The 23858-nt window shown below is 34.9% G+C and carries 15 protein-coding genes and 1 pseudogene; 6 read left to right on the top strand and 10 right to left on the bottom strand.

What is annotated here, in order from left to right; genetic code table 11:
- Positions 1–48: 48 nt before the first annotated feature.
- The 10 genes and pseudogenes from COI44_RS14460 to COI44_RS14415 all read right to left on the bottom strand — a co-directional run bounded on the left by COI44_RS14460 (position 49) and on the right by COI44_RS14415 (position 16906).
- Positions 49–879, bottom strand: coding sequence for an ABC transporter ATP-binding protein (locus COI44_RS14460; RefSeq protein WP_098428585.1), 831 nt, complete (start codon positions 877–879; stop codon positions 49–51).
- A 93-nt stretch (positions 880–972) separates the two neighbouring features.
- Positions 973–1886: pseudogene (locus tag COI44_RS14455) on the bottom strand (FecCD family ABC transporter permease).
- Between the two features lie 182 nt (positions 1887–2068).
- Positions 2069–3130: a FecCD family ABC transporter permease gene (locus COI44_RS14450; RefSeq protein WP_286163933.1), complete on the bottom strand. Its 1062-nt coding sequence runs from the start codon at positions 3128–3130 to the stop codon at positions 2069–2071.
- Positions 3131–3143: 13 nt separating this feature from the next.
- Positions 3144–4139: an iron-siderophore ABC transporter substrate-binding protein gene (locus COI44_RS14445; protein ID WP_098428583.1), complete on the bottom strand. Its 996-nt coding sequence runs from the start codon at positions 4137–4139 to the stop codon at positions 3144–3146.
- A gap of 414 nt (positions 4140–4553) precedes the next feature.
- Positions 4554–5633: a toxic anion resistance protein gene (locus tag COI44_RS14440; RefSeq protein WP_098428582.1), complete on the bottom strand. Its 1080-nt coding sequence runs from the start codon at positions 5631–5633 to the stop codon at positions 4554–4556.
- A gap of 13 nt (positions 5634–5646) precedes the next feature.
- Complete coding sequence (locus COI44_RS14435; RefSeq protein WP_098428581.1) at positions 5647–7266, bottom strand: YceG family protein; 1620 nt, start codon at positions 7264–7266, stop codon at positions 5647–5649.
- A gap of 23 nt (positions 7267–7289) precedes the next feature.
- Entirely contained in the window at positions 7290–7496 is a 207-nt protein-coding gene (locus COI44_RS14430) for a helix-turn-helix domain-containing protein (protein WP_025671239.1), read from the bottom strand.
- A gap of 176 nt (positions 7497–7672) precedes the next feature.
- A complete protein-coding gene (locus COI44_RS14425; protein ID WP_098428580.1) occupies positions 7673–8251 on the bottom strand; it encodes a TerD family protein in 579 nt (192 codons plus the stop codon).
- Between the two features lie 34 nt (positions 8252–8285).
- Positions 8286–8879: a TerD family protein gene (locus COI44_RS14420; protein WP_098428579.1), complete on the bottom strand. Its 594-nt coding sequence runs from the start codon at positions 8877–8879 to the stop codon at positions 8286–8288.
- Positions 8880–9559: 680 nt separating this feature from the next.
- Positions 9560–16906, bottom strand: a complete 7347-nt coding sequence (locus tag COI44_RS14415; protein ID WP_098428578.1) for an Ig-like domain-containing protein — start codon at positions 16904–16906, stop codon at positions 9560–9562.
- Positions 16907–17235: 329 nt separating this feature from the next.
- Here COI44_RS14415 and COI44_RS14410 point away from each other — a divergent pair, with 329 nt between their 5' ends.
- The 6 genes from COI44_RS14410 to COI44_RS14385 all read left to right on the top strand — a co-directional run bounded on the left by COI44_RS14410 (position 17236) and on the right by COI44_RS14385 (position 23849).
- Positions 17236–18456 (top strand): HupE/UreJ family protein, encoded by a 1221-nt coding sequence (locus tag COI44_RS14410; protein ID WP_098428577.1) that lies wholly within the window; start codon positions 17236–17238, stop codon positions 18454–18456.
- Between the two features lie 18 nt (positions 18457–18474).
- Complete coding sequence (locus COI44_RS14405) at positions 18475–19506, top strand: permease (protein ID WP_286163920.1); 1032 nt, start codon at positions 18475–18477, stop codon at positions 19504–19506.
- Between the two features lie 15 nt (positions 19507–19521).
- Positions 19522–20454 (top strand): TIGR03943 family putative permease subunit, encoded by a 933-nt coding sequence (locus COI44_RS14400; protein WP_179887131.1) that lies wholly within the window; start codon positions 19522–19524, stop codon positions 20452–20454.
- Between the two features lie 27 nt (positions 20455–20481).
- Positions 20482–21333 (top strand): hypothetical protein, encoded by an 852-nt coding sequence (locus tag COI44_RS14395; RefSeq protein ID WP_098428575.1) that lies wholly within the window; start codon positions 20482–20484, stop codon positions 21331–21333.
- Between the two features lie 213 nt (positions 21334–21546).
- Entirely contained in the window at positions 21547–23187 is a 1641-nt protein-coding gene (locus COI44_RS14390) for a copper resistance CopC/CopD family protein (protein WP_098428574.1), read from the top strand.
- A gap of 29 nt (positions 23188–23216) precedes the next feature.
- A complete protein-coding gene (locus tag COI44_RS14385; protein ID WP_098428573.1) occupies positions 23217–23849 on the top strand; it encodes a YcnI family copper-binding membrane protein in 633 nt (210 codons plus the stop codon).
- Positions 23850–23858: the final 9 nt, after the last annotated feature.

Genomic DNA, 23858 nt, shown 5'->3' with positions numbered 1-23858 from the left:
AAATAAGNNCTTATTTTTTTATTAGTGATATTAAACTAAAATCACAAGTTAACTATCCTTACCTAATGGAACGACTAGTGGTGTACCTGCAATTGGATCATCTATTATGATGCACTTTAAACCGAAGACTTCTTCAACTAGTTTTGCAGTGATAATCTCCCGAGGATCTCCTTGTGCAATAACTTGGCCATCCTTCATCGCGATAATATTATCTGCATATCTCGCAGCATGGTTCAAATCATGTAAAACAGCAACTAATGTATTCCCTTGATGATTAAGATCTTTAAATAACTCTAATAACTCAATTTGATGAGCAATATCAAGGTAAGTCGTTGGTTCATCAAGTAGGAGCATTGGTGTTTGTTGGGCAAGTACCATCGCGACCCAAACTCTTTGTCTTTGTCCTCCGGATAGTTCGTCTACGTATCGATGTGACAAATCACTCGTATTTGTAAGCTCCATCGCAGACATTACTGCTGCTTCATCTTCATCAGTCCATTGTCTTATAAGACTCTGATATGGATATCGACCATGTGCGATCAAATTCGCTACTGTTATTCCGTCTGGAGCAGTTGATGATTGAGGTAATAGACCTAGTTTACGGGCTACTTCCTTTGACTTATAAGATGTAATAGCTTTTCCATCTAGTAAAATTTGTCCTTCAGATGGCTTTAACAAATTTGAAAGTGTTCGAAGTAAGGTTGATTTCCCACATCCATTTGGACCAACAATTACTGTAAATGATCCGTCTGGGATTTGTACTGAAAGGTTTCTGGATATTACCCGATTATCGTATTTGATTGTAATGTTTTCTGTCCAAAGCCTTGACTCTGTTTGTATGGTCTTTTGGCTTTGAATTTCTGCCGCTGTTAACTTCATAATTCATTTTCAACTTCTTTCAATCAGAATATCGTAATACTTGAAACCCCTTGCGAGAAAGGTCCTACTAAACCTTGTACATATTTAATTCGTTTAAGCTGCTGATCTTGCTTGACGAAATAATAGCCACACTAAGTATATTCCACCTAATGATAAAGTTACCACACCTACTGGAAATATTGTTCCTGGAATTACTCTTTGCGCAAGAACATCCGCTCCAAGTAAAAGAAACGCTCCCATCATTGCTGATGGTAAAATACTTTCCTCTGATTTGGTGATACGTTTAGCGATTTGCGGTGCAACAAGCGCCACAAAACTAACTGGTCCAATAACCGCAGTTGGAGCAGCCGTCAATGCAACTGCAATAAGAATGAGTAATAGTTGGGATCGTTCAATTCGAACACCATGAGATTTCGCAGCATCCATGCCGAACTCCATTTCACGCAATGGTCTGTTCATGATCCCAGCACAAATAATGAGAACAATGACTGCAATTGCTGGAGGAACTAATTGTTCCCAATCAATCCCATTTAATGATCCAACTCCCCAAGCCGCTGCAGTTAACGCAACCTCTGCATCACTTTTAATAAGGAGCATCGAATTGATACTTCCTAAGATCGCCGAGACTGCTATTCCGACAATAATTAGGCGAAAGTTCTGCGTTCCTTTTCGAAAAGCAGCAAATAGATAAGGAGAGCCGTTGTGAATCCACCAATCAAAGCCCCACCAGCTACACTAATGTTAGAAGTCGACTTAGAGACAAGAAGCACAATAAGTGCTCCAGTATAAGAGCCTGAGGTAAAACCAATGATATCAGGAGACCCTAATGGATTCCGAGTGATTGATTGAAAAATCATGCCACTTATTGCTAAACCTGCACCAAAAACAATCGCAGCCACCACCCGTGGTAACCGCCATTCGACCACAACAGTTCTCGTCATCCCTGTCGCTTGGCCAATTAAAGCAGAAAAAACTTCGTGAACACTCAATTTCAGTGTGCCTACCATTAATGCAAACATTGCAATTGCAATCGTGGCTATAAGAAGGATTGCCGTAACAATCATGCTCCTCACATCAATTCGCGCCTTTACAGGCCATTTCAGTTGTAGATAGTGCCTGCCATAATTAATGGGGCGCATAATATTCACTCCTTCTTACATCCAAACCTTTGCCACAAATCATTTTCATTTTATAATCCACTCGCTTTACGTCTACGAACAAGAATCAATAGAATCGGTGCACCAACTAGTCCCGTGATGATTCCTACTGGAACTTCTGAAGGTAACAATACAACTCTACCAATAATATCTGAAAGGATGAGTATGATCGGTGCTGCTACTATTGAGTATAAAAAAATCCAGAATTGGTCTGGACCGACAAACCATCTTACACAATGTGGCACCATTAAACCTATAAAACCAATTGGTCCAGCTATTGCAGTTGCCCCGCCAGCTAATAGTGTAATTGCAATCAAACCTATTGCACGAGTCACACCAACATTTACTCCTAAAGAGGATGCACGATCATCTCCGAAGGCAATCGCGTTTAATGCAGGAGTAATAACAAAAGCTAATAATGCACCAACGATTAAAATGGGCAGAACAAGCCAAAGGTCATCAAGACTTCTCCTAGCTAATGTCCCTACACTCCAGTTCAGCATTCGTGCAAATGCCTTACTATTGATTAATGTCAATGATGTAGTAATCCCACTCAAAGTGGCACCTAGTGCTACCCCAGCAAGTGTAATTTGAACAGGGGTGGGAGCTTTTTTACCAGCTCCTCCACTTATAACGTACACAGCTATTGTCGCAATTAATGCACCGGCAAGTGCAAACCACATATAAGCAGACATCGATGTAACAGAAAATACACCAATTCCGATCGCAACTGCGAAGGCTGCCCCAGCATTTACACCAAGAATACCAGGGTCTGCTAGTGGATTTCTAGTCAGTACCTGAATTAATGCTCCAGCTAGTCCAAATCCAGGACCAACGATTAGTGCAATAAGTGTTCGTGGTATCCTAGTATTATGAATGATTGTGTGGTCATAGCTATTGTTTGGTGAAAACAACGCATCCCATACTACTCCAAAAGGTATGGATTTAGCACCGATCATTAAACTTAAAAACACTACAGCTACCAAAAGCAATAGTGCTACGATGAAGCCCAAAAATCGTTGCAACCGCATTGAAGTAATTGTCTTTTTATTTTCCCCAACTACTTGAGTTGTTTTGTTTTTTGGTTGCTTCATCGCTGTCACTGTTTTACTCCCCGCCTTCTAATGCTTTTTTAAACTGTTGTGGTAAATTATCGATTGCCCATAATAATGCAGGAACCGTTCCTGTTGAGAATGCGTTTGATGAATTTGTATCAAGAATAATTGATCTTCCATCAGCTACAGAAGGAATCTTCTGATAAAGTTTATTATTTGTTATCTCTATTGGATCAACAAAAATAGGTAAAACAATCGTAAGATCAGCATTTAATAGATCTAACTTTTCGTCAGCAACTTTAATAAAGAAATTACCTTTAGCTAATTTTTCAATCTCTTCCTTATTTTTGAATCCAAGACGCGTTACAAAATCAACACGAGAATCGCCTTTTACGTACGCACCAAAACCTGAAGAATCATAAGCACCAACTGCAACCGTTTTACCTGCAAATTCTGGATTTGACTTAGCCGCTTTATCAAATGCCACATCTACATCCTTAAGTAGTTCTTCACCTTTATCTACTTTACCAAGGGCTTGTGCAATCATTCGCACCTGGTCTGTAGTAGTCGTTAAATAATTATCTCCACCCTTAGGAACCCCAACTGTTGGAGCGATTTCTGAAAGGCGTTTGTATCGTTCTTCATCACCTGAAGATTTTACATCAAGAATTAAATCTGGTTTAAGAGAAGCAATTTTCTCATAATCAAGTTCCATTGTTCCAAGAATAGTTGGTGATTTTTTATATGCACCTTTTAACCAAGGTCCTACACCGTCACCACCAAAAGCAAGCCAGTCACTTGCACCGATTGGTTCAACACCAAGACTTAGTGCAGTCTCTGCATCTCCCCAGCCTAGTGCAACAACACGTTTCGGATGCCCTTTAATCTCGACTTTGCCGAATTTAGTATCAACTGTGACTGCAGATTCATTTGAAGAATTTTTATCAGACTTTTTACTTGAATCTGATGAACAGCCAACTAGACCAATCAATAAAAATAAAGACATGACAATCCCAAGCAATTTGGGCATTTTGATATTGGTAATCATTTCGTTCTCTCCTTAATTAACGTTGAAGTTGATAATCATTTTCAATCATTAATTATACTAAAGCGACTTTTATTGTCAATATATTTCCATCATAGTTACAGAACTTTCAGAATTATTCACTTATCAAATTTAATCATTTAATTAAGTGACACTATTCTTGTCTTCCATTTATTTACAACGCTATGTACTTTAGCATTAACTTTTCATTTCATCTCATTATATTATAATAACATTTTTTTAAAATAAAAGAATTAAAAATGCTAAAAAGGCTCCCCGATTATCTAATAAGAAGCATCATTTATTTTAGTATTAATTAAATAGTTAAGAACCGTTTAGTAAAAACGCAATAAAGACAAAAGTCAGTAGCTTGTCGGCCACTGACTTTTAAAAAACTATTGAATAACTCTTAATATCTTACTTTCCTTGCTTAAGTTTAATGAAGTTTTCTTGCAGTTGCTCTAAACGCAATTTACCTTGTTCACGTTGAATTTTATTTTCTTCTTCAATCGCTTTCGTTTCTTGCATCCCCTTCATAATGATATTCCAAGTTTCTTCCATCGTCTCGATCTTAATGCTAGGGGATCCTGATAATCTAGCAATATCCACACTTTGCTGTGAAATTGTATTAGCATTACGTAATAATAATTCGTTTGTTCTCTTATCTAATTCATTCATTGATTGAGCGACTAAATTTTGTCTCTTAGCTGCTATTGCATTAATTAATGCAGTTTTAAAAATTGGAATTGTTGTTACAAAGGCTGAGTTAATTTTACCAATCAGTTTAGTATTACCACGTTGTAATAAACGAATTTGCGGAGCTGATTGATAAGCAACTTGTTTTGCCATTTCTAAATCGTAAGTACGTTGTTCAAGTAACTCGATCGCATTTTTTAAGGAATCTAACTCCATCATAGCAAGTTGATTTCCTGATCCAGCTCGTTCAGTTAAAGCAGGAAGCTGTGTTTTTAACTCTTCTGCTTTCATTTCTGCAGCTACAATATATTTTTCTAACTCCATATAATATGCTACGTTTTGCTCGTAAAGTTGTTCTAATGTGTTTGTAGATGTTTTCATTTCGTGTTCATACTTTGTAATTTCTACATAGACTTTATCAATTTCTGTACCCATTGATTGATATTTATCAAATAATTTATCAATTAACTTTTGACCACGATTAAAAATTTTTGAAAGAAACCCTTTTTCTTCTGCAAAATCCTTCGCATCAAAGCGGTCCATAATTTTCCCTAATTGTTTTAATAGAACGCTAGACTCTTCCATACTTGAAGCCTTAATTGTATTTAATATTTTACCTGAGAAGGTTGAAATTTCAGTTGCTGGTTCTTTCCCGTACTCCAATAAAGCGATTTGGTTTTTATGGTCTATTGAACTTGCTAAACGGTGTACTTCAGGTTCATTTCTTAATTGCAATTTCATATCATTTGCATTCAAAATTTCATCTTGCTTTTCTAAACTAGAAAGTGCATTTATAGACATTTTATGTTCCCCTTTATTTAACTATTTTTCTAAATAGATTTTTAATTAGTGACTGTCCTGATGCTCGCAACACTTGAAATTCAGTATCAAAAGTAACTTCATCTAGCCAATGGGAATCGAATAATTTGTCATCTACGAATAATTCGATATCATTCTGACCCGTTGGATTAAGTAAAACTAGATCCACTCCAAACTCATTTAATAATAGAAGTAGTGCTGCGTCGTTTCTATTTAGTTCACCATCTCTTTCTGTATTATAAATAATTAATTTTGGAACTTGTTGTGTGTAATCAAACTGTTGTAGTAATCTTAATATTTCATTTGGTATATTCATAGATTGGCTAAATAAAAATAGTTGTGTCTGAGCCTTTGTTTCATTTGGTAGTGACTTAATATTTGCTCGGTCTACATATCTAGATATAGCAGAAGCTAGACCAAACTGTAATCCGCTTGGAAGTTCTTTATATCTCCACCAGTTACTAGCCAATATCTTATAGGGATCAAGTAGCCCGTCATGCCCTAATGCATTTTGATAATGATATTGTTGGTTTCCTTTAACCAATTGGGTAAATGGAAATTTATCTATTTTAAGTGTTAAATTACTTTCAGTTAATTGGCCAATCTTTTCCCAATATTCACGATGGTTTTTCGTCACACCTAAAATCTTCATAAAGAAAACCGGTATTCCAACACTATTGTCTTTTACTTGAAAATTAGGACGTAACATTGCTCTTTCTTTATGTAAAATGAATAGTTCATCAAAGGTTGTTTTTAACGTAATTGATCTTGGGGCATAATTTCTAAATTGCCATGGTTTAAATAATAGTGAATCCTCAGTATGCAATAATTTCTCAATTTCCTTTGTTGCTCTATGGGCAACTGTACTCTTCCTAACTGGCTTTTCTAGTGGAAATGGTACTAAAGATGTCGTTGAAGGTAGTATTTTAATTCCGTCGCTCTTGGTACCTAATAAATGAGATAATGAATCTTTTCCTTCAGGATGAAATATAGCAACATCAAAACCTAAAAGGATTAGCAAGTAAAGGAAATAACATTCACTTAATGTTGTGTCACCATACCATAAGATAAGTGGAGAACTATTAGGAAAACTCTCAATCCATTTATTTACATGGTTATGTAACCATTTCACGAGATCAACTATGATCCTTCTAAAATTACTATCAAGGAATCCATTTTTATGTGAATCTTTAAAGATAGATAATACGGATTTAATTTGCTCGCGAATATGTCTATGTATGTTCTGATTTTCGTGCTTCGGAATTAATCGCTCACCTTCAAGGAATGCAATTAGTCTGTTCACTGACAATCCATTTTCAGCAGTGTTTATTGTTACTATTCTTTGAACTGCTTGTAACATTTCATTCGAAATTGTCTTGTTTAAATCTTCGCTTAATAGAATGACATTTAAAGACTCGTCATGTACTAGTTCATATAAGTTTTCAAAATACTCATCTTCGTCAATGTTTGTTCCTAAAATTCTCCATGCAATTTGATTAAACTGTATGGTTTCTCCTTCTACTTGATAAGACTGTCTTAATTTAGAAGGTTGTTTTAAGATACTCAACCACTCATGTTGATTAATATCCATGGTTTTTGGGTTGATCGCAGACATATAGAGACTCCTTTCCGATGTTATTATTTCATTTTTGGTTGTCCGAAAACTGCTAACATACCTTCACGAGTTACTACCCAAGAGGAACCAAATTTACGTATCGTACCGTCTGGAAAATCATTTATTCGTTTCCGTAATGTTGAGTCATTGATCCCCCATTCTTGACACGCTTGACGCGAACTAAGTAAACTTGGATCATTTAAATTTATCGTATTACTTTGTTTATTCAAAATCCCACCCCGAACTTCCAAATAATGCAACATTACATTAGGAAAACATTTTAAACTTAAATTACAATCTAGGACATCTTTAGAAACCATTTTCTAAAGATGTGCTAAACGATAATAAAGGGGAAATAAAACACTTTCCCCTCTTGACTATCAAAATACTTTTTTTCTAGGTAAACTTAAGCGTCTAAGCCGTAATCTCTAACTAGTGAAATTAAACCGCCTTGGTAACCGCTACCAATTGCATTGAATTTCCATTCGCCGTTGTGACGATATAATTCACCAACTACTACTGAAGTTTCAATTGAGAAATCTTCACCTAGATCATAACGAATTAATTCTTCACCATTCGTTTCATTTAAAATACGAACATAAGAGTTGCTTACTTGTCCAAAATTTTGGTTACGTGCATCAGCTTCATGAATCGTAATAGCAAATGCGATCTTTTCTACTGAAGCAGGAACGTTTGCTAGATTAACTGTAACTTGCTCATCGTCACCATCACCAGCGCCAGTTCTGTTATCGCCATGGTGTTCAACTGAACCATTCCCACCTACTGTATTGTTGTAAAATACGAAGTCTTTTTCAGTAGCACATTTACTAGCTCCATTTAATAAAAATACTGATGAGTCTAAGTCAAAGTCATTACCGCCACTGTACTTATTAGTGTCCCAACCTAATCCAACAACAATGTTCGTTAAACCAGGATTTGTTTTCGTTAAATCTACCTTTTGCCCTTTTAATAAATTTACTGTCATTTTAAATGCACTCCTTTTCCATCATGTTAATTATTTATTGAAAACGTTGAACAATTTTATCTAATGCTATATCTTTTGTTCCCTCTCCAACTGCAGAGAACTTCCATTCCCCATTATGGCGATAAATCTCACCAGGGTATAACGCAGTTAATCCTGAATAATTATCAGTAATATTGTAGTTTACTAACTCAGCGTTTGCTGACTTGTCTACTACTCGAATAAATGCGTTTTTAATCATACCGAAATCTTGCTTACGTTGTACACAAGCATAGATATTTACAACAAATACAAGTTTATGTACATAAGATGGAACCTTATTTAAATTAACAAATACTTGCTCATCGTCACCGTTGCCATCACCTGTTAGATTATCTCCAGAATGAATTACGCTACCGCATAAGCTTTTTTTGTTTCCAAAATAGATTACATCACTTGCACTTCTTAACTTGTCATTTTCATCTAACATTAAAACAGAAGCGTCACAGTCAATGTTTTCTTGTTTACCAAATCCGAAGAAACCACCACTTTTTTTCACCGGATCCCAACCTAAACCTACAATTAAAGAGGAAAGTCCCGCTCTTCCTTTTGTAAGGTCGACTTTTTGACCTTTTTGTAAAGAAATTGCCATATGCTATTAACACTCCTTATCATGTATTAATCACGCTTGCGTGATTTATAGTTTCATATTATCATATAAACTTTGGAAATACTATCAACAACTTGGTGATTTGTGGAATATGTTGCATTTCTTGTCATAAAACATTTGGTGAGCTTGACCTGGGTAACCCCGTAGATTGTCTATCTCTTAAAAGAATGCAAGTTCAATTGAGGAAGAGTGGACTGCAATTAAGGAGTCTATTTGTGCTAATAAACTGTGGACTGCAAATAAATTCTGAAAACCGCAATTAAAAATTGGCAAAACTGCAATTAAATTTTGAAAATAGCAATTAAAATGAAATATTACCCATACCAGTTAAGGTATCAGGAGCTAAAAATGATAAAATGGTAGCTAATTTTAAATGGAAAACCTGCTAATATGTTCCAACTCTTACTAAATCGAAAAAAAGTCTGTTAGTTTCCAATAAAAAGGGCAATCATTTTAACTACAATTGATATTCTCAGCTGGATACCTCCCACTAACCGAGGCATACATATTATTTTTTGAATTAAAAAGGGGGCCGCCCTCATGTCAGTTATCCTGACTTATGAGACAGCCCCAATCTATTCCAGTACATTTTACCGATGAATATTATCTTTTTTATCGAAATTTAACTTTCCCTATTAAAAGTTAGATATAAAATCCTCTTTTTAAACTTTATTGAATTTGACAACAGTTATAGTAGTCGTAGGACTCACATTTCCACTCTTATCCGTGGATGTTATTGTTAAAATCGTTCCAGCTTTTAAGTTAGAATTAATTGTAATCGTAAATTTACCACTACTACTAGCAGTAGTAGTTACTTCCCCAAATTTAGTAGAATCATTCTTAACAACTACTACAGATCCTGGTTCAGCTGTTCCTGTAATAACATCAGTTTTATTCGTTACCGTATTAACAGTTGGTGCTGCTGGAGGTGTTTTGTCTATTACTGTTACTTCAACTTTTGCACTACTATTTCCTGCTGAATCAGTAGAAACAATTGTTAATACTGTTCCAGCTAATTGTTTTGCAATTAATACGTCAAAACTTCCATTACTATTTGTCTTTGCTGAACCAATAGCTTTATTTCCTACAGAAACGATAATTGTCGATCCTGCTTCGGCCGTCCCAGTTACATGTGTGTCAGAATCACCCACTACATTAACAACTGGTTTGATAGGAGCTGTTTTATCTACTACAATTACTTCAGTTATTGAACTATTATTACCTGCTTTGTCTGTTGAAAAAACTGATAATATTGTTCCTGCACTTTGTTTTGAAGATAATAAAATAGTGAAGTCGCCATCTTGATTTGTTACTGCTTGACCTAGAATGACAATCCCTTTTGAAACTGTGATTGTTGTTCCCGGCTCTGCTTTTCCTGTTACATAAGTACTATTGTCTTGTACTTCATTTACGACAGGAGCATTCGGTGCTGTTTTATCTACTACAATTACTTCAGCTATTGAACTATTATTACCTGCATTGTCTGTTGAAACAACAGATAATTTTGTTCCTGCACTTTGTTTTGTATCTAATAATACGCTGAAGTTACCATCTTGATTTGTCACTGCTTGACCTAGAATTACGATGCCCTTTGAAACTGTGATTGTTGATCCCGGCTCTGCTTTTCCTGTTACATACGTACTATTATCTTGTACTTCATTTACAACAGGTGCGTTTGGAGCAGTCTTATCACTTACAATTACTTCTACTCCATCACTTTCATTATTTGCTGAGCCAAGTGCTGTTACTACAATTTTCGTACCAGCTGCTTGTTTTGTAATTTTCATTTCAAAGTTTCCAGTTTGATCCACTATTGCATTAGCAATTTCATTACCATTTACTTTTGCAATTACTTTTGCACCTGCTTCAGATGTACCGGTAATTTTCTCATCTTGATCAGAAATAGCATTCACTACAGGAGCTTTTGGAGCAGCAGAATGAGTTCCAACTAATTCTTTCGTATCCCTTACTCGTATACGATTTCCTTCTGAGAATTTACCTGCTAGACCTGTTGCTTCTAATGTATCCCCAATATTCAGATTTGGTACCGGCCCGCTTTGGTTCACTACGTATCCATCTGTAAATACTAATGTAGGTCCTGAACCGTCATCAATGATATAAGAGTTATCGTCATACTTAGAAACAACTTTACCAGTTACTTTAATTAATTGACCTTGATTCTCTTCATTATTTGAATCCTTTGTACTAACAACCTTCGCTTCGATTGGCGTTCCTTTACCTAGCTTTACAACACTCTCTGTAAAACTACCAAACTCTAATTCGAAGTTATTTTCAAATACTTTTATATGACCATATATGCGTACCTTATCGCCAACTTGTAGACTTCCTGCTGGTACATCATTAAAGGCCATAATTCCACCAGTATCATCTTGAATGTAAGCAGCATCAAAGAATGAAGTAGCTGTTACAGTTCCTTCAACAACAGCGTTCGTTCCTTCTGCAAGCTTACGAGCATCACCAATCGACTTTACTTCTGGATCAAGATGAGACAACCAGTTTACAACGTTTACTGCAAACGGGTCATTACCTTTTGGATTATATGTCTGGTCCATTTGTTTATCATTAAAGATATTCATACCTGAAACGAATACTCTACCATTTCCAACTTGTTCAGAAGCAATGATCGGAATACTAGAGCCACCAGTGACTTGCTCTAATGCTGGACCATTTTTTCCATTCGAAGTTTGAACATTGTATTTTACAGTATCCGATTTAATAGTAGTTGTATCTTGGAATGTAGATTCATTTCCTTGAACTAGAACTTTTACAGTATCACTGTCTGTTAATGGAACTTTATTCCCTGAACCATCATTTTTAGCAAGACTAGATCCACTATAAAACTCAATCGGTTGAATGAAATCCGTTAAAGTTGTTTTTTGATTCGGCGTTGGGTGTAATCTAACCGCATAATTAGCAGTCAGTGGTGTTCCCCAGAAGTTACCGTCATGTGTTTCATCAAAAATTCCATCATTGTTCACTAAAATACTTGAACCCACACCTGATAAAATACTATTTATATTTTGATTTGTAGCACCAAAGTTACTCTTTTCTGTCAGTAATAAAGATCCACCATTTTTCACGAAATTATTAATCTCTGAAATTTCACTAGCAGAATATGCTGTAGCCGGGTGTGTAACGACTAATACACTAACATTCTTTAATACTTGTTGCGTAAGCAGTGAAGAGTTTTCTGCTACAGTATAACCTTGTTGCTTCATTAAGGTTGTAAATAGTTTAAAATTATCTTTATATGTGCCAGTGTCTTGTTTTGAATTCTCATTGTTGTGAGAACCATCAATCATAACCACTTTGTTTAATGGAGCTTTAATTGTAAATGATTGCTCGTATTTATTATTGCCGAGATCATGTCCATCAGCGGCTGATAAAACAACAATGATATTATGTGTACCTGGAACTGGGTTCGTCCATGTAACGCTAGCACTTGCTGATGAGTTAGATGGAAGCGAATCGATTGAAGCATCCGCAATAAAATGGTTTGCATCAATGCTGTCATAATAGAAATGAGCAGTTACTTGTTTAACATCTAAAGTTCCTTGGTTACTTATTCCCGCTGTTAAATTAGCTGAAAGTCCACCAATAATCGCCCCATCTTTCGTTGTAACATCACTTACTTTTACCGCTAAGTCTTTCTGTTGTGACCAAATTGGTGCTGAGTAAATTTGGTCTCCATCTTTTTGCGTAACTTTTACAACGAACCATTGTTGCCCGCCTACAACTGTAAAGCTAGGCTTCCAATTAAATGAAGTTGAATCATCTGTTGGAACATACTTGTCTATCACTGTTCCATGATTTGTAATTAATTCTACCTTTGCGATTGCATCGTTAGAAGCAGTTTTTATATAGCTATAATCTGGATCACTAGCTTGCTCTAAAACAGGATCTTTACCTGTTATATTAAAATCTAATGTATCGGTATCCACTGTAGACCCCATATAAAAGCCACTTGCCGATACATCTAATGAAAAGTTAGGATCCTCTGCCATATATACACGTTTGTTTTTCATTGCATCAAGTAGAGCATCTTGACTTAAATCTTTTGCTACGATTACAGTACGCTTCTTCGTCTGACCCCATGTTGCATCATGGTTATCTTCACCATATGTTGGTGCAACATGCCAGCCGATATCAAGAGCACTATAGTATTTATCTTCTGCGTTTGCATATGAATACTTTCCTGATCCATTCCCTACCTCAAGCATTGTGAATAGCTTGTCTAAATTTTTGTTATAAGGGATAAAGTTATCAAATGCATTTGCAGACATTTTTGGATGGTTGAATTGCGCTACGATATTGTCATATGTTAATACCCAACCATAATACTTTTGTAAATTTTGATAAGCACCACCATCTACAACGCGATCAATGAAATTTTCAGTTCCGAATACATTTGAGTGACCCCATGTAGTTGATGTCATTTCAAACGCAGGGAAAACTACGAATTGACCATCTTTCGTATATTGTTTTGCTAAATCCTTTGTTAACTGCCAATCAGTCCCACCTGTTCTCTCTTTAAAACCTTTATGATCAACAGTATCTTTATTAACAAGATCTGCATCGATATCGTGAGAGTGATCCGAGAAGGCAAAGAAATCATAATGATACTTTTCAGCAGCTTTTAATGCTTCTTCAGGACTACCTGCAGCATCATGTGAAATATTCGTATGGTTATGTGTTGTTCCACGGTAATGATTTCCACCAGTAAATCTTTCTGTAACTGTGAATTTCCATGTAAAGGTAGAAGGATTATTTAATTTATCCTTTGCAGAAACCGTTATTGTATGGTCACCTTCAGTTAATTCATTTGCAGTTGTAAGATTTACTTTAATTTCCGTGTCATTAATTGTTGCGATTGAAGTTTTATCTTGACCATCGATTGAAATAGCTGCTGATGAAAGATTGATTCCACTTGGATCATCCATTTTTACAACGATTTCAGGATGTCTTGAATCAGTTTTATCCCCATTTGCAGGTAACTCGTTAAAAAATCTAGGACCATCTTGATCATCTACTACTTCCACCGCTAAAGGCTTTGAAGAACTACCTACAGCTTGTTTGCCTTCTACATTTTCCGCTTCGATATAATAGTAGAATTTTACTTTTGGAACATCTGCTTCTAAAATTTTCCCATTGTAATTAATATGGTCTGCAGTGTCCATAATCACTGAACGATAAGTAGTGTCATTTTCTCCTTTATAATAAAGCGTAACTGAATCTGCATTCTTTGCAACGGCATTAAAGGCAGCATCCATTCCCGTATAAGCTTTTGTAATTGGAGTATGATTTAAAACTAATTGACCTTTTACATCACTTGCGTTTCTTGGTAAAAGTAGATAGCCACTTGTAAAAGGTGCAGCTTTTTTATATTGGTTGACAATACCTGTAAAGGTGTATGTCTGACCTTGTTCAATATTACCTAAAGAACCTTGAATACGGACGATTGCTAACTTTTCACCAGATTCGTCACTTACTGTAATATCATAATTTGGGCCTTCTGTAGGTACATTTGTTACTTTTCCAGTAAATGAAACTAGTTTACCTTCAGTTGCCTCATTTAGCTCACCGATCGTAATATTTGTAGCTGCCGGTAAATGATCGTTTCCAACAAATCGAATCGCCGTTGGAATAAACTGAGTCATCCCCGCTGTAAATACTACTCGTCCATCAATGCTATATTTATTTCCTGCTTGAATCGTAGTAGCAGGATTCATATGATTGATAACATTAATTGCACCTGCCTGATCTTGAATAAAGAAATTTGTACTTACATCGCCATTAGGCTGATTATCTGTTGTTGCTACTCCTTCAATTGTAGTGGAGTAACCATTGTTGATTGGAAATCCTATTTCATCATTTTTTCTTAATTCACTAATTGAAGTAACTGATTTATCCTTACCAGCAACATCTACTCTCGCGTAGTAACTTTCCTTTGGAGTAGGTTGAGTGGAATCAGTTTCTGTTAAGTAGATAGATGTCTGATCACTAGAATCCGTAAAACTTAATGTAAAAGAACCATCTGCTTCTGCAGTTACTTGTTGCCTGTTAGTTAATTTACCTTCACTCTCAAAATAGGCTTTCACAGTAGATGAAGCAGGTACTGATCCAGCTTGCCCCGTAACGGTAGATGTACCATTAGACTTTGTATAAGTTATCTTAGATCCATCTGGAGAAGGCATAAATTTTGAGTTATGTACGACCATTTCATCAGAATAGTTCGCACTTGTTGGTTTATTCAGAACGAAATCTTTTGAAGGATCTTTTGTAAACCAGCCATTTCCAAGTCCATATGCTGAACGTGGGTCTGTGCCGATATTTGTTTTACGTTGAATTGTACCTCCACCAATTGTAGAGTCTGAAATTGGACTTCCCCAATATAGAGGGTTTTTATAAACTGCTGTACCATTCGTATACGCTAGTAAATCAATTGCGTCTGGGTCATCTACTCCTGTAACAGCTGTCGTTTTCTTTGCAAGTACTAATGCGCCACCAGTTGAACCACTTGGGTTTAAAGTAGTCGTACTATCTGGAATTACTGGAAGTGCTTGTCCTGTCGTACCTGTACTACCTGCTACTAAGAAGTAACTATGCGCTTTAATAATGCCTGATAAAGCTTGCCCTGCTCCAAAGCTCATTGTTGATGCTGAAGTATAAGCAATAGACCAGCCAGTTAAATTAATATCTTTATCTGTATTATTGTAAAGTTCGAAATACTTTGTTTTGTAGAATGCTCCCCCATTACCACCATTTACATAGATTTGGCTAAATACTACGTCACTTGGTGAAACTACTTTTGGGTTTTCAGTTGGACCAGTATAGTTTACAGCAGTTCGATCACTAGGAGTCTTTTCTGCTTCTTGAGCAACTAAATTAACCACTGATTTTGAACCAGGATTTGCAAATGTTACATTAAATGAACCATCTGCTGCAGCTGTTGTAGTTGCTACTATTGAATTGTCATCAAAATAGATATTTACGATTGCATTACCAGTAACTGCTCCTGCAGTACCTGATACATTTGTATATGAATTATAAGTAATTTTTGTAGCTATTGGAGCGGCCGTTTTCTGAACGACAGAACCTGAGAAATTCACTGAAACTTTATCACTTTCAGCTTTTCCATTTTCTTGTGCAGTAACATATACAACCGATTGTGAATTGGTAACTGTAGCGGTAAATGCACCATCCGCTGAAGCAGTAGTTGTACCAGCTAGTTTATTATTATCATTATAAATCTTTACACTGGAATTACTTGCGACTGCCCCAGCATTTCCAGTTACTGTTGAATTTGTAGAATAATTGATTTTTGTTGCGTCAGGTGTAGCTGTTTTTTCTAAAGCTGGTGATCCGTTTGTCTCACCATTAATAACAATATCAGCAATACGACTTGTACCAGTTGTCGTACTAAAATTAGTACCGTCATTTTTTGCAGCTAATGGTGAATTGACAATCCATCTTAAATAAACTAAATTCTTGTCATTTACCTCAGTTGGCAACGCTACATTATTTAATTGTCCCCCACTTGACCATGTAGCACTTCCCGTTGAAACAGAACCATTAGGAACATCAACCCATGAATTTTCATCCAAACTATATTGAAGTTTAAAATCTTTTGGCCCCGTTGAAGAACTATATTGTTTAGATGAAAGAGTTATATTTTCATAGTTTTTTGTTGATAATGAAACTTCCCAATATGAATTATTATTTGACCATGTATTTGCGTTAATAACTGTATTTCCAGAAGGACCGGCATTATAACCAGTAACCTTAGAACCAGTTGTCGTTATATTACTATTCATATTGTCAGGTATTCCAGCAGATGGTGTTGTTACTTGCCCATTACTAAAATCCCATTTTGCTAAAGTAGTTGAAGTGACTGCTTTAGCCATTTGTGGACTAATTGTTGATAATAGCAATAGTATCGTTGCAAAAAGACCAAAATACCTTTTGTACTTATGCATTATTTTGTGCATGAAAATTTCCCCACTTTAATTTTTTATTTCTAATTAACCAAAACCTTCTTTCAAAAACACAAGACTATTTTACTATTAGGTTATCCCTAAATAACCAAAACCTTTTCTCAAAAACATAGGACTATTTCACCATCGGGAAATAATTACAGAATACGCTCCTCTCCTCACTTAAATTTAGTTAACGCCAGTTAACTATATAATGTATATCATAGAAAATTCTACAATACTAGTCTGAATTTACGAACTCTTTACAATTCAAAAACAATTCTGTAACATTTACTTTGTACGATAATTATGTCTTTCTTACTTTTATTTCCCGGAGGAAACAAATGAATAATAGTATTTTTTACTTACAAAAAAATAGATTCAGTCGTGCTTTTCCCCTAGTTTTCTGCTTTCTCATTTTTTTTAGTACATCATTTCGAACTGCAGAAGCTCATTCATTAAGTGCTAGTTACACTACACTAAATCTCTTAAAATTAAAAACTACAATGAACTTTGCTTTGGATGAAGTTTCTGTCATGGAATTAACAGGCGGGGATGTAAATAAGAACGGAATGTTAGATCCAGATGAATTTAAGGCAATAAAGAAGAAAATAGAATCCACGATCCAGAGTAATCTTATTCTGAAAATGAATGGAGAAAAACAAAATTGGACAAAGGTAAATAAATTGGAGCTTAACCGCAAAGGTGATGCTACCCAGCTCATCCTTGAGGTTGATTACCCTGCAATCCAACCTTCTCAATCTATTAGTCTTGCTGATCATTTGTACGAAAAAGATACAAATACAAGTACAACCTATGTTGATTTGTTGAAAGTGAACTACGGAAATGAAAGTAGTACTGCTGCTCTTTCAGATCAAGGCCGTATGTGGTCTATGATTCTTAGTGACAGTGCTTATGAGGGATTAAGCAATGATCCGAATACAATTCAACCTGTAAAACAACAGCAACAGGCTGTAATAAAAAAAGAATCCCATTCGGACTCTACTACAAATACATCATCTAAAGGATGGGTAACGTTTTTAAAGCTTGGTATGAACCATATTCTCACAGGTTATGATCATTTGCTATTTTTACTTTCACTACTGATTGCAAGACAAAGTTTTAAGCAGTTTGCTAAAGTAATTACTGCTTTTACAGTCGCACATAGTTTGACTTTGACACTAACTGTTTTAGGCATCATTTCAGTTCCTTCTTATATCGTCGAACCTGCAATTGCGATTAGTATATGTTATGTAGCGATTGAAAATATCTTCCGTAAAAACATTGGTCATCGATGGGTATTAACTTTTATTTTTGGATTAATTCATGGAATGGGCTTTGCAGATTTATTAACAGCAATGCATCTTTCGAAAAGTGAATTAGCAGCCGATTTAGTTAGCTTTAACCTTGGAATTGAAGTGGTTCAGCTTTCGATTGTACTTTTATTACTACCACTATTAACACAATTACATCGCTCGAAGTATTCGAGGAATGCAATTATTTCAACCTCTACGATTGCCTTTATATTAGGTGGAATTTGGTTATATGAACGTATCATATCTTAAACAGAAAGAGTGAAACCTTTGCGAAGTATTGCTACCGAGAAAAGATCGCCAGTCAATTCAAATCGACATTTTCTAATTATTATTTGTTTACTATTTGTATTTTTATTATATATTTCATCTACAACAGGACTAAGTTCAGTTTTTTCAATTACTAAACTACAAGTCTTTAAGATGATCTTTATTAGTATTATTATCGAAGCTTTGCCTTTTATTTTAATCGGTGTATTCGTTTCAGCGATCCTTCAGGTTTTCGTTACAGATCAAATGGTCAGTCGGTTTATCCCGAAAAATCCTTTATTAGGTATAATCGCAGCAAGTGTTTTAGGCATCATCTTTCCGATTTGTGAGTGTGGAATGGTACCTGCTATTCGTAAATTGATAAAAAAAGGAATGCCATTATATGTCGCTGTCACTTTTATATTAGTCGGACCGATTTTAAATCCAATTGTCTTTTTATCAACAATAACAGCTTTTCGTAATCAACCAACTGTTGCATATTATCGGATGGGACTTGCTTTTGTAGTTGCACTAATCGTGGGACTGATTGTTTTTCAATTTGTTAAATCAAACCAATTACGAGAACAAGCCGTACCAACAAATGAAGATCATCATCATCACGATCATAAACACAATACCGCATCTCAAAATAAGTTCATTGAGATCGTCGGTCATGCAGTAAATGAATTTTTTGATATGGGGAAGTACTTAGTTTTCGGTTCGATCATTGTTGCTCTAATTCAAATTATCGTATCACAAAATAGTTTAATTGAATTAGGAAAAAGTGGTTCAACATCAAATGTCTTAATGATGGGATTAGGATTTATATTATCTCTTTGTTCAACATCAGACGCCTTTGTCGCTCAATCACTTCAAACGATTTTTACAAAAAGCTCATTAATAGGATTCATGGTTTTCGGGCCAATGATCAATATTAAAGGGGTCTTGATGATGCTTGCTGTTTTCCGATCTCGATTTGTTTTATTACTTAGTACGTTAGTTTTCATTTTTGTTTTCATTGGAACGCTTGTTTTACAGTCTATTAATTTATAAAGGCAGTGATCTATTTTGAAAAATAAAATCAACTCCACTTCGATTCATCATTTTATAAAAGCTGCTATTCTCTTAGGACTTGCTATTTATATCTTTCAATTGACACTTACAGACGAAATCCTGCAATTTATCGTTCCAGAGCTTGTCATTTATGTAAAAATTGCAGCTGCTATTTTGTTAAGTGTCTCACTCGTTCAAATCTATATAGCCGTTCTTTCATTAAAAAGACATGTCATTATTTGTGATTGTGGTCATGATCATAGTCACGACCAAGTTTTTAGTCATGAGCATCATCATCTTTTAAAAAAATCAGTCGTAAAAGATGTTTTTATTTACAGTCTATTTTTATTCCCTCTATTGCTCGGATATATTTTGCCAAACCATGCGAGTTCTAGTTCTCTTGCTAATAACAAAAAAATGAATTTTAAAGGACTAGCTGTTCAAGCTTCTACAAATGGACAGGCTGTTGAAGTGGAAGGTCATGAGGACCCTGCTTTAAAAAAAATGTTCAAAACAAATGTGTATGATCAAGATTACGCTAAACTTGGGATGCTACTGTACAAACAGAGCACAATCGAGATGAAGGACAAGTGGTTTATTGAAAAGCTACAATCAATGAATACGTTTGTCGACAATTTCCAAAATAAACAAATTAAAATTAAGGGATTTATCTATAGGGACCCAAAGTTATCAGGTAATCAATTTATTATTGCACGAATGGGTATGACTCATTGTATTGCCGATATTTCACCATTTGGTATTATTGCAGAATCAATCAATTCACAGCAATTTACTAATGATTCTTGGGTAACAATTACAGGAACCATCGGAAAAACAAGCTTTAATGGGCAAACGGTCATTAAAATAAACGTTCAACAATCAGAGCCAGCTAAATCTCCAAGTGTTCAATACGTGTATCCAGATTGGAACTTTGGATCGAAGCTGTAGCTTTAAAACTAACCTAGAGGTGTTTATATGGTATTGAAGTATGGAAGTCTTTTCTTAGTACTCCTTCTTACGTGTTATAGCTTTAATCATTTTTATCGAAATAAAGAGAGATTTCCTAGTACTTTAAAATCAACGATCTCTTTATTGGTCGGTGTATCCTCAGCTACAATTAGTTTCTTAATCATGTTAACTACAAATTATAATGTACGATTGGCTTTCGTTTTGAACCTTTTGTTAGTCATTTTAATTTTTGTTCTATCGAAGAAACTAATTGATAAAGGCATTACAGAAACGTTAGCATCTCTACTCGGAGCGTTTATCGGGTTTGTCATCGGATATATGACATTCATTTCAAGTAAAACGATTGTTATTGTGGATATTCTGTTTATTATTTTTATTTATCTATTGTTATTTCTCGTTGATCGAAAGCTAGTTTCAAATTCAAAACAAAAAAGTAAGAATAAGAGAAATCATGCCAAATCATCAAACAGTACTGTCGTATTAACATCAATCCTAATTATATTTGCCATCATATTTACCGTTAATATGAATAAAGTAAAAGTTGGTGTAATTGGGCAACCACAAAAGCAAGCTGCAAAACAAGATGATCAAAATGACCTTCAATACGCAACAATTCACGTAACACCATCAGGTTTTAGTCCGAAAAATACACTATTCAAACCTGCGACAATGACTAAAATTATTGTTGATGTTGACCCAGATGTCGGGGGCAATGCAAGATTGGCCTCTGCAGACTTAGGTATTAACATTCCATTGAAAACTGGAAAAAATATTCTCTTATTAAATAATCCATTAAAAGGAGAATATAACATCTCTTTGGAGCCATCTAAATCCGTTGGTAAGTTGCTTGTTAAATAAATAATGTATGAAGAAAAATCCACAAGTAATTGGTCTTACTTGTGGATTATTTTTTGTATAAAGAGTAATACACCATTGAATAATCATACGATCTAATCCCTAATCTTAATAAAATTTTAAAGTTTATCACATTTCTATCACAATTTTACTTTAGAATTTAGAAGTTGTTTTATTTTCTAATTTACTCCAATAGATATGAGGTGACATAAAAAAATGAAAATCCGAATTATGGGGTTTTCTTTCTTAATAATATTGATTGCTGCCGCTTTTTCTCCGTCCTTAGCTTCAGCACATGCCTATATCATCAAATCTACACCTAAAGAGAATGAAGTTTTTATAAAATCTCCTCAACGTATTCAAATACAATTTGATGAATCAGTACAGTCTGCATTTCATTCTTTACAAGTTTTAGATGAGGTAGGTAATCGAGTTGATTTGCGAAATGGCAATCTAAATAAGCAAAATCATTCAATTTTAGAAGGAAGCTTAAAACCTAATTTACCAGATGGAAATTATCATATTGTTTGGAAGGTAATTTCTAGTGATGGCCATTCAGTAAATGGTGTAATTCCATTCAGAGTAGGCAAAGTTGATACTACATCAAATATCTTGAATAAACCGAACCAATCCCTACCCAATACAGACTTAATGGGAACCTACTCGATTGAATACATGAGTTTACTTTTATTTGTAGGACTTTTATTTTTCAGTTTATTTATTTACAAAAAAGACCAGAAAAATAGAACTAATGTCTTTAAAAATACTAAAGTTTTACTGTTAATCTTCTATTTTGGAATATTATTTAGTGTGCTTTTCAGCCTTTTAGTTGAAACAAAAAACTATACAAATGGTTCATGGCAAAGTATTTTTCACAAAGATTTGCTTTTGGAAACAATGAACAGTACAAAATTCGGAAGTGTATGGGTAATCCAAATTCTCCTACTTATTGTTCTAGCTAATTCACTGTTTATGGCTTGGAGAAGTGAACAAAAAAGTTCTTTCTACTGGTGGTTAAGTGCCTTATTAATCGGCATTTTCTTACTAATCTCAAAAGCTTTTATTGGGCATGCATCTATGCAAAATGAATTTTTACCAGTTTTCTTTGATTTTATTCATTTGCTCTCTGTTTCGATATGGCTAGGAGGATTAATTGGCATAAACTATATACTTCCTAAAACGCATAAGAAACATGACACGAATGAAGTTTATTGGAAAACGATCCAACGATATTCTAGTTGGGCAACATTATCAGTCGTTTTACTTATGGCAACTGGTATTTACGCAAGCTTAAAGTATATACCCAACTTTTACTCTTTATTACATACAACCTATGGCAAGGTTTTATGCGGAAAAGTGATCTTATTTCTAGTGATGCTACTTTTAGGATTGATTCATTTTATCAAAGGAAAACAGAGAAAAAATAAATTAGGAAAGTCTGTTTGGTTTGAAATAAGTATAGGAGTAATCGTTCTAATCCTATCATCCTTATTAACAAACCTACCAACTGCAATGGAATCACCTGGTCCTTTTAGTAACACAAAGTTAAATAAAGGTTATTCAGTTACATTACACTCTACTCCGAACATAGTCGGTAAAAACAAATTTAAAATTAATATACGAGATAAAAATAATAAACCTGTGTCCTCTATTCAACAAGTTACGCTTACCTTTAAAAACACTGACATGAATATGGGGAATAACACTACTCAAGTTAAGAAAACTTCGGCGGGTGTTTATGAAACACAAGGTTTTTATACCGATATGGCAGGACATTGGAATGTAAAAGTCCACATTTTAACGAATTCTTTCGATTCTGTTGATGTAGATTTTAAATATATTGTAGGTAGTAAATGATTGAAGACATATAAAGGAGACCAACTAAAATGAAAAAATTCTTTTCAAAAACGACTAAAATTATCGCTTCAGCTTTCGCTATGACCATGTTCTTCACTGGGATTGCGAGTGCGCATGTTGTAGTTAATCCTAAAATTTCAACTCCTGGTGCTTGGGAAACATACACAATGAAAGTACCGTCTGAAAAAGAAATAGCTACAACAAAAGTTACACTTAAAATTCCTTCAAAATTTGAATTTGTTTCATATCAACCAGTCGCAGAATGGAAGTTTAGCGAAACAAAGGATGCAAACGGTGTTGTTACATCCGTTACTTGGAGTGCAGAAAATGAAGGTATTCTAGCTGGACAATTTCAACAATTCGTATTTATGGCCAAAAACCCTGACGCTGAAGTAAATGGAGCTTGGGATGCATATCAATATTATAAAGATGGCAGTATTGTTGAATGGACAGGTGACGAAAAATCAGAAGCACCACACTCAATTACGAATATCGTAAAAGACACAACTGTAAAAGGTGAAACTGTTAAAACTACAAAAGATGAAACGGTTAAGGCAGATACTGAAAAATCAAATTCTAGTAATACTCCTTTTGTTATGTCAATTGGGGCGGCTGTCCTTTCGGTGATTGCTTTACTGATCTCAATTCTTAAGAAGAAATAAGATAAAATG

Source organism: Bacillus sp. AFS088145, from assembly GCF_002564465.1.
GTDB lineage: Bacteria > Bacillota > Bacilli > Bacillales > Bacillaceae_G > Gottfriedia.
This window is presented reverse-complemented; position numbering and strand designations above follow the sequence as displayed.

Coding starts and splice junctions, on each gene's coding strand:
- COI44_RS14460 (WP_098428585.1), bottom strand. CDS start 879: ATGAAGTTAACAGCGGCAGAAATTCAAAGCCAAAAGACCATACAAACA.
- COI44_RS14450 (WP_286163933.1), bottom strand. CDS start 3,130: ATGAAGCAACCAAAAAACAAAACAACTCAAGTAGTTGGGGAAAATAAA.
- COI44_RS14445 (WP_098428583.1), bottom strand. CDS start 4,139: ATGATTACCAATATCAAAATGCCCAAATTGCTTGGGATTGTCATGTCT.
- COI44_RS14440 (WP_098428582.1), bottom strand. CDS start 5,633: ATGTCTATAAATGCACTTTCTAGTTTAGAAAAGCAAGATGAAATTTTG.
- COI44_RS14435 (WP_098428581.1), bottom strand. CDS start 7,266: ATGTCTGCGATCAACCCAAAAACCATGGATATTAATCAACATGAGTGG.
- COI44_RS14425 (WP_098428580.1), bottom strand. CDS start 8,251: ATGACAGTAAATTTATTAAAAGGGCAAAAGGTAGATTTAACGAAAACA.
- COI44_RS14420 (WP_098428579.1), bottom strand. CDS start 8,879: ATGGCAATTTCTTTACAAAAAGGTCAAAAAGTCGACCTTACAAAAGGA.
- COI44_RS14415 (WP_098428578.1), bottom strand. CDS start 16,906: ATGCACAAAATAATGCATAAGTACAAAAGGTATTTTGGTCTTTTTGCA.
- COI44_RS14410 (WP_098428577.1), top strand. CDS start 17,236: ATGAATAATAGTATTTTTTACTTACAAAAAAATAGATTCAGTCGTGCT.
- COI44_RS14395 (WP_098428575.1), top strand. CDS start 20,482: ATGGTATTGAAGTATGGAAGTCTTTTCTTAGTACTCCTTCTTACGTGT.
- COI44_RS14390 (WP_098428574.1), top strand. CDS start 21,547: ATGAAAATCCGAATTATGGGGTTTTCTTTCTTAATAATATTGATTGCT.
- COI44_RS14385 (WP_098428573.1), top strand. CDS start 23,217: ATGAAAAAATTCTTTTCAAAAACGACTAAAATTATCGCTTCAGCTTTC.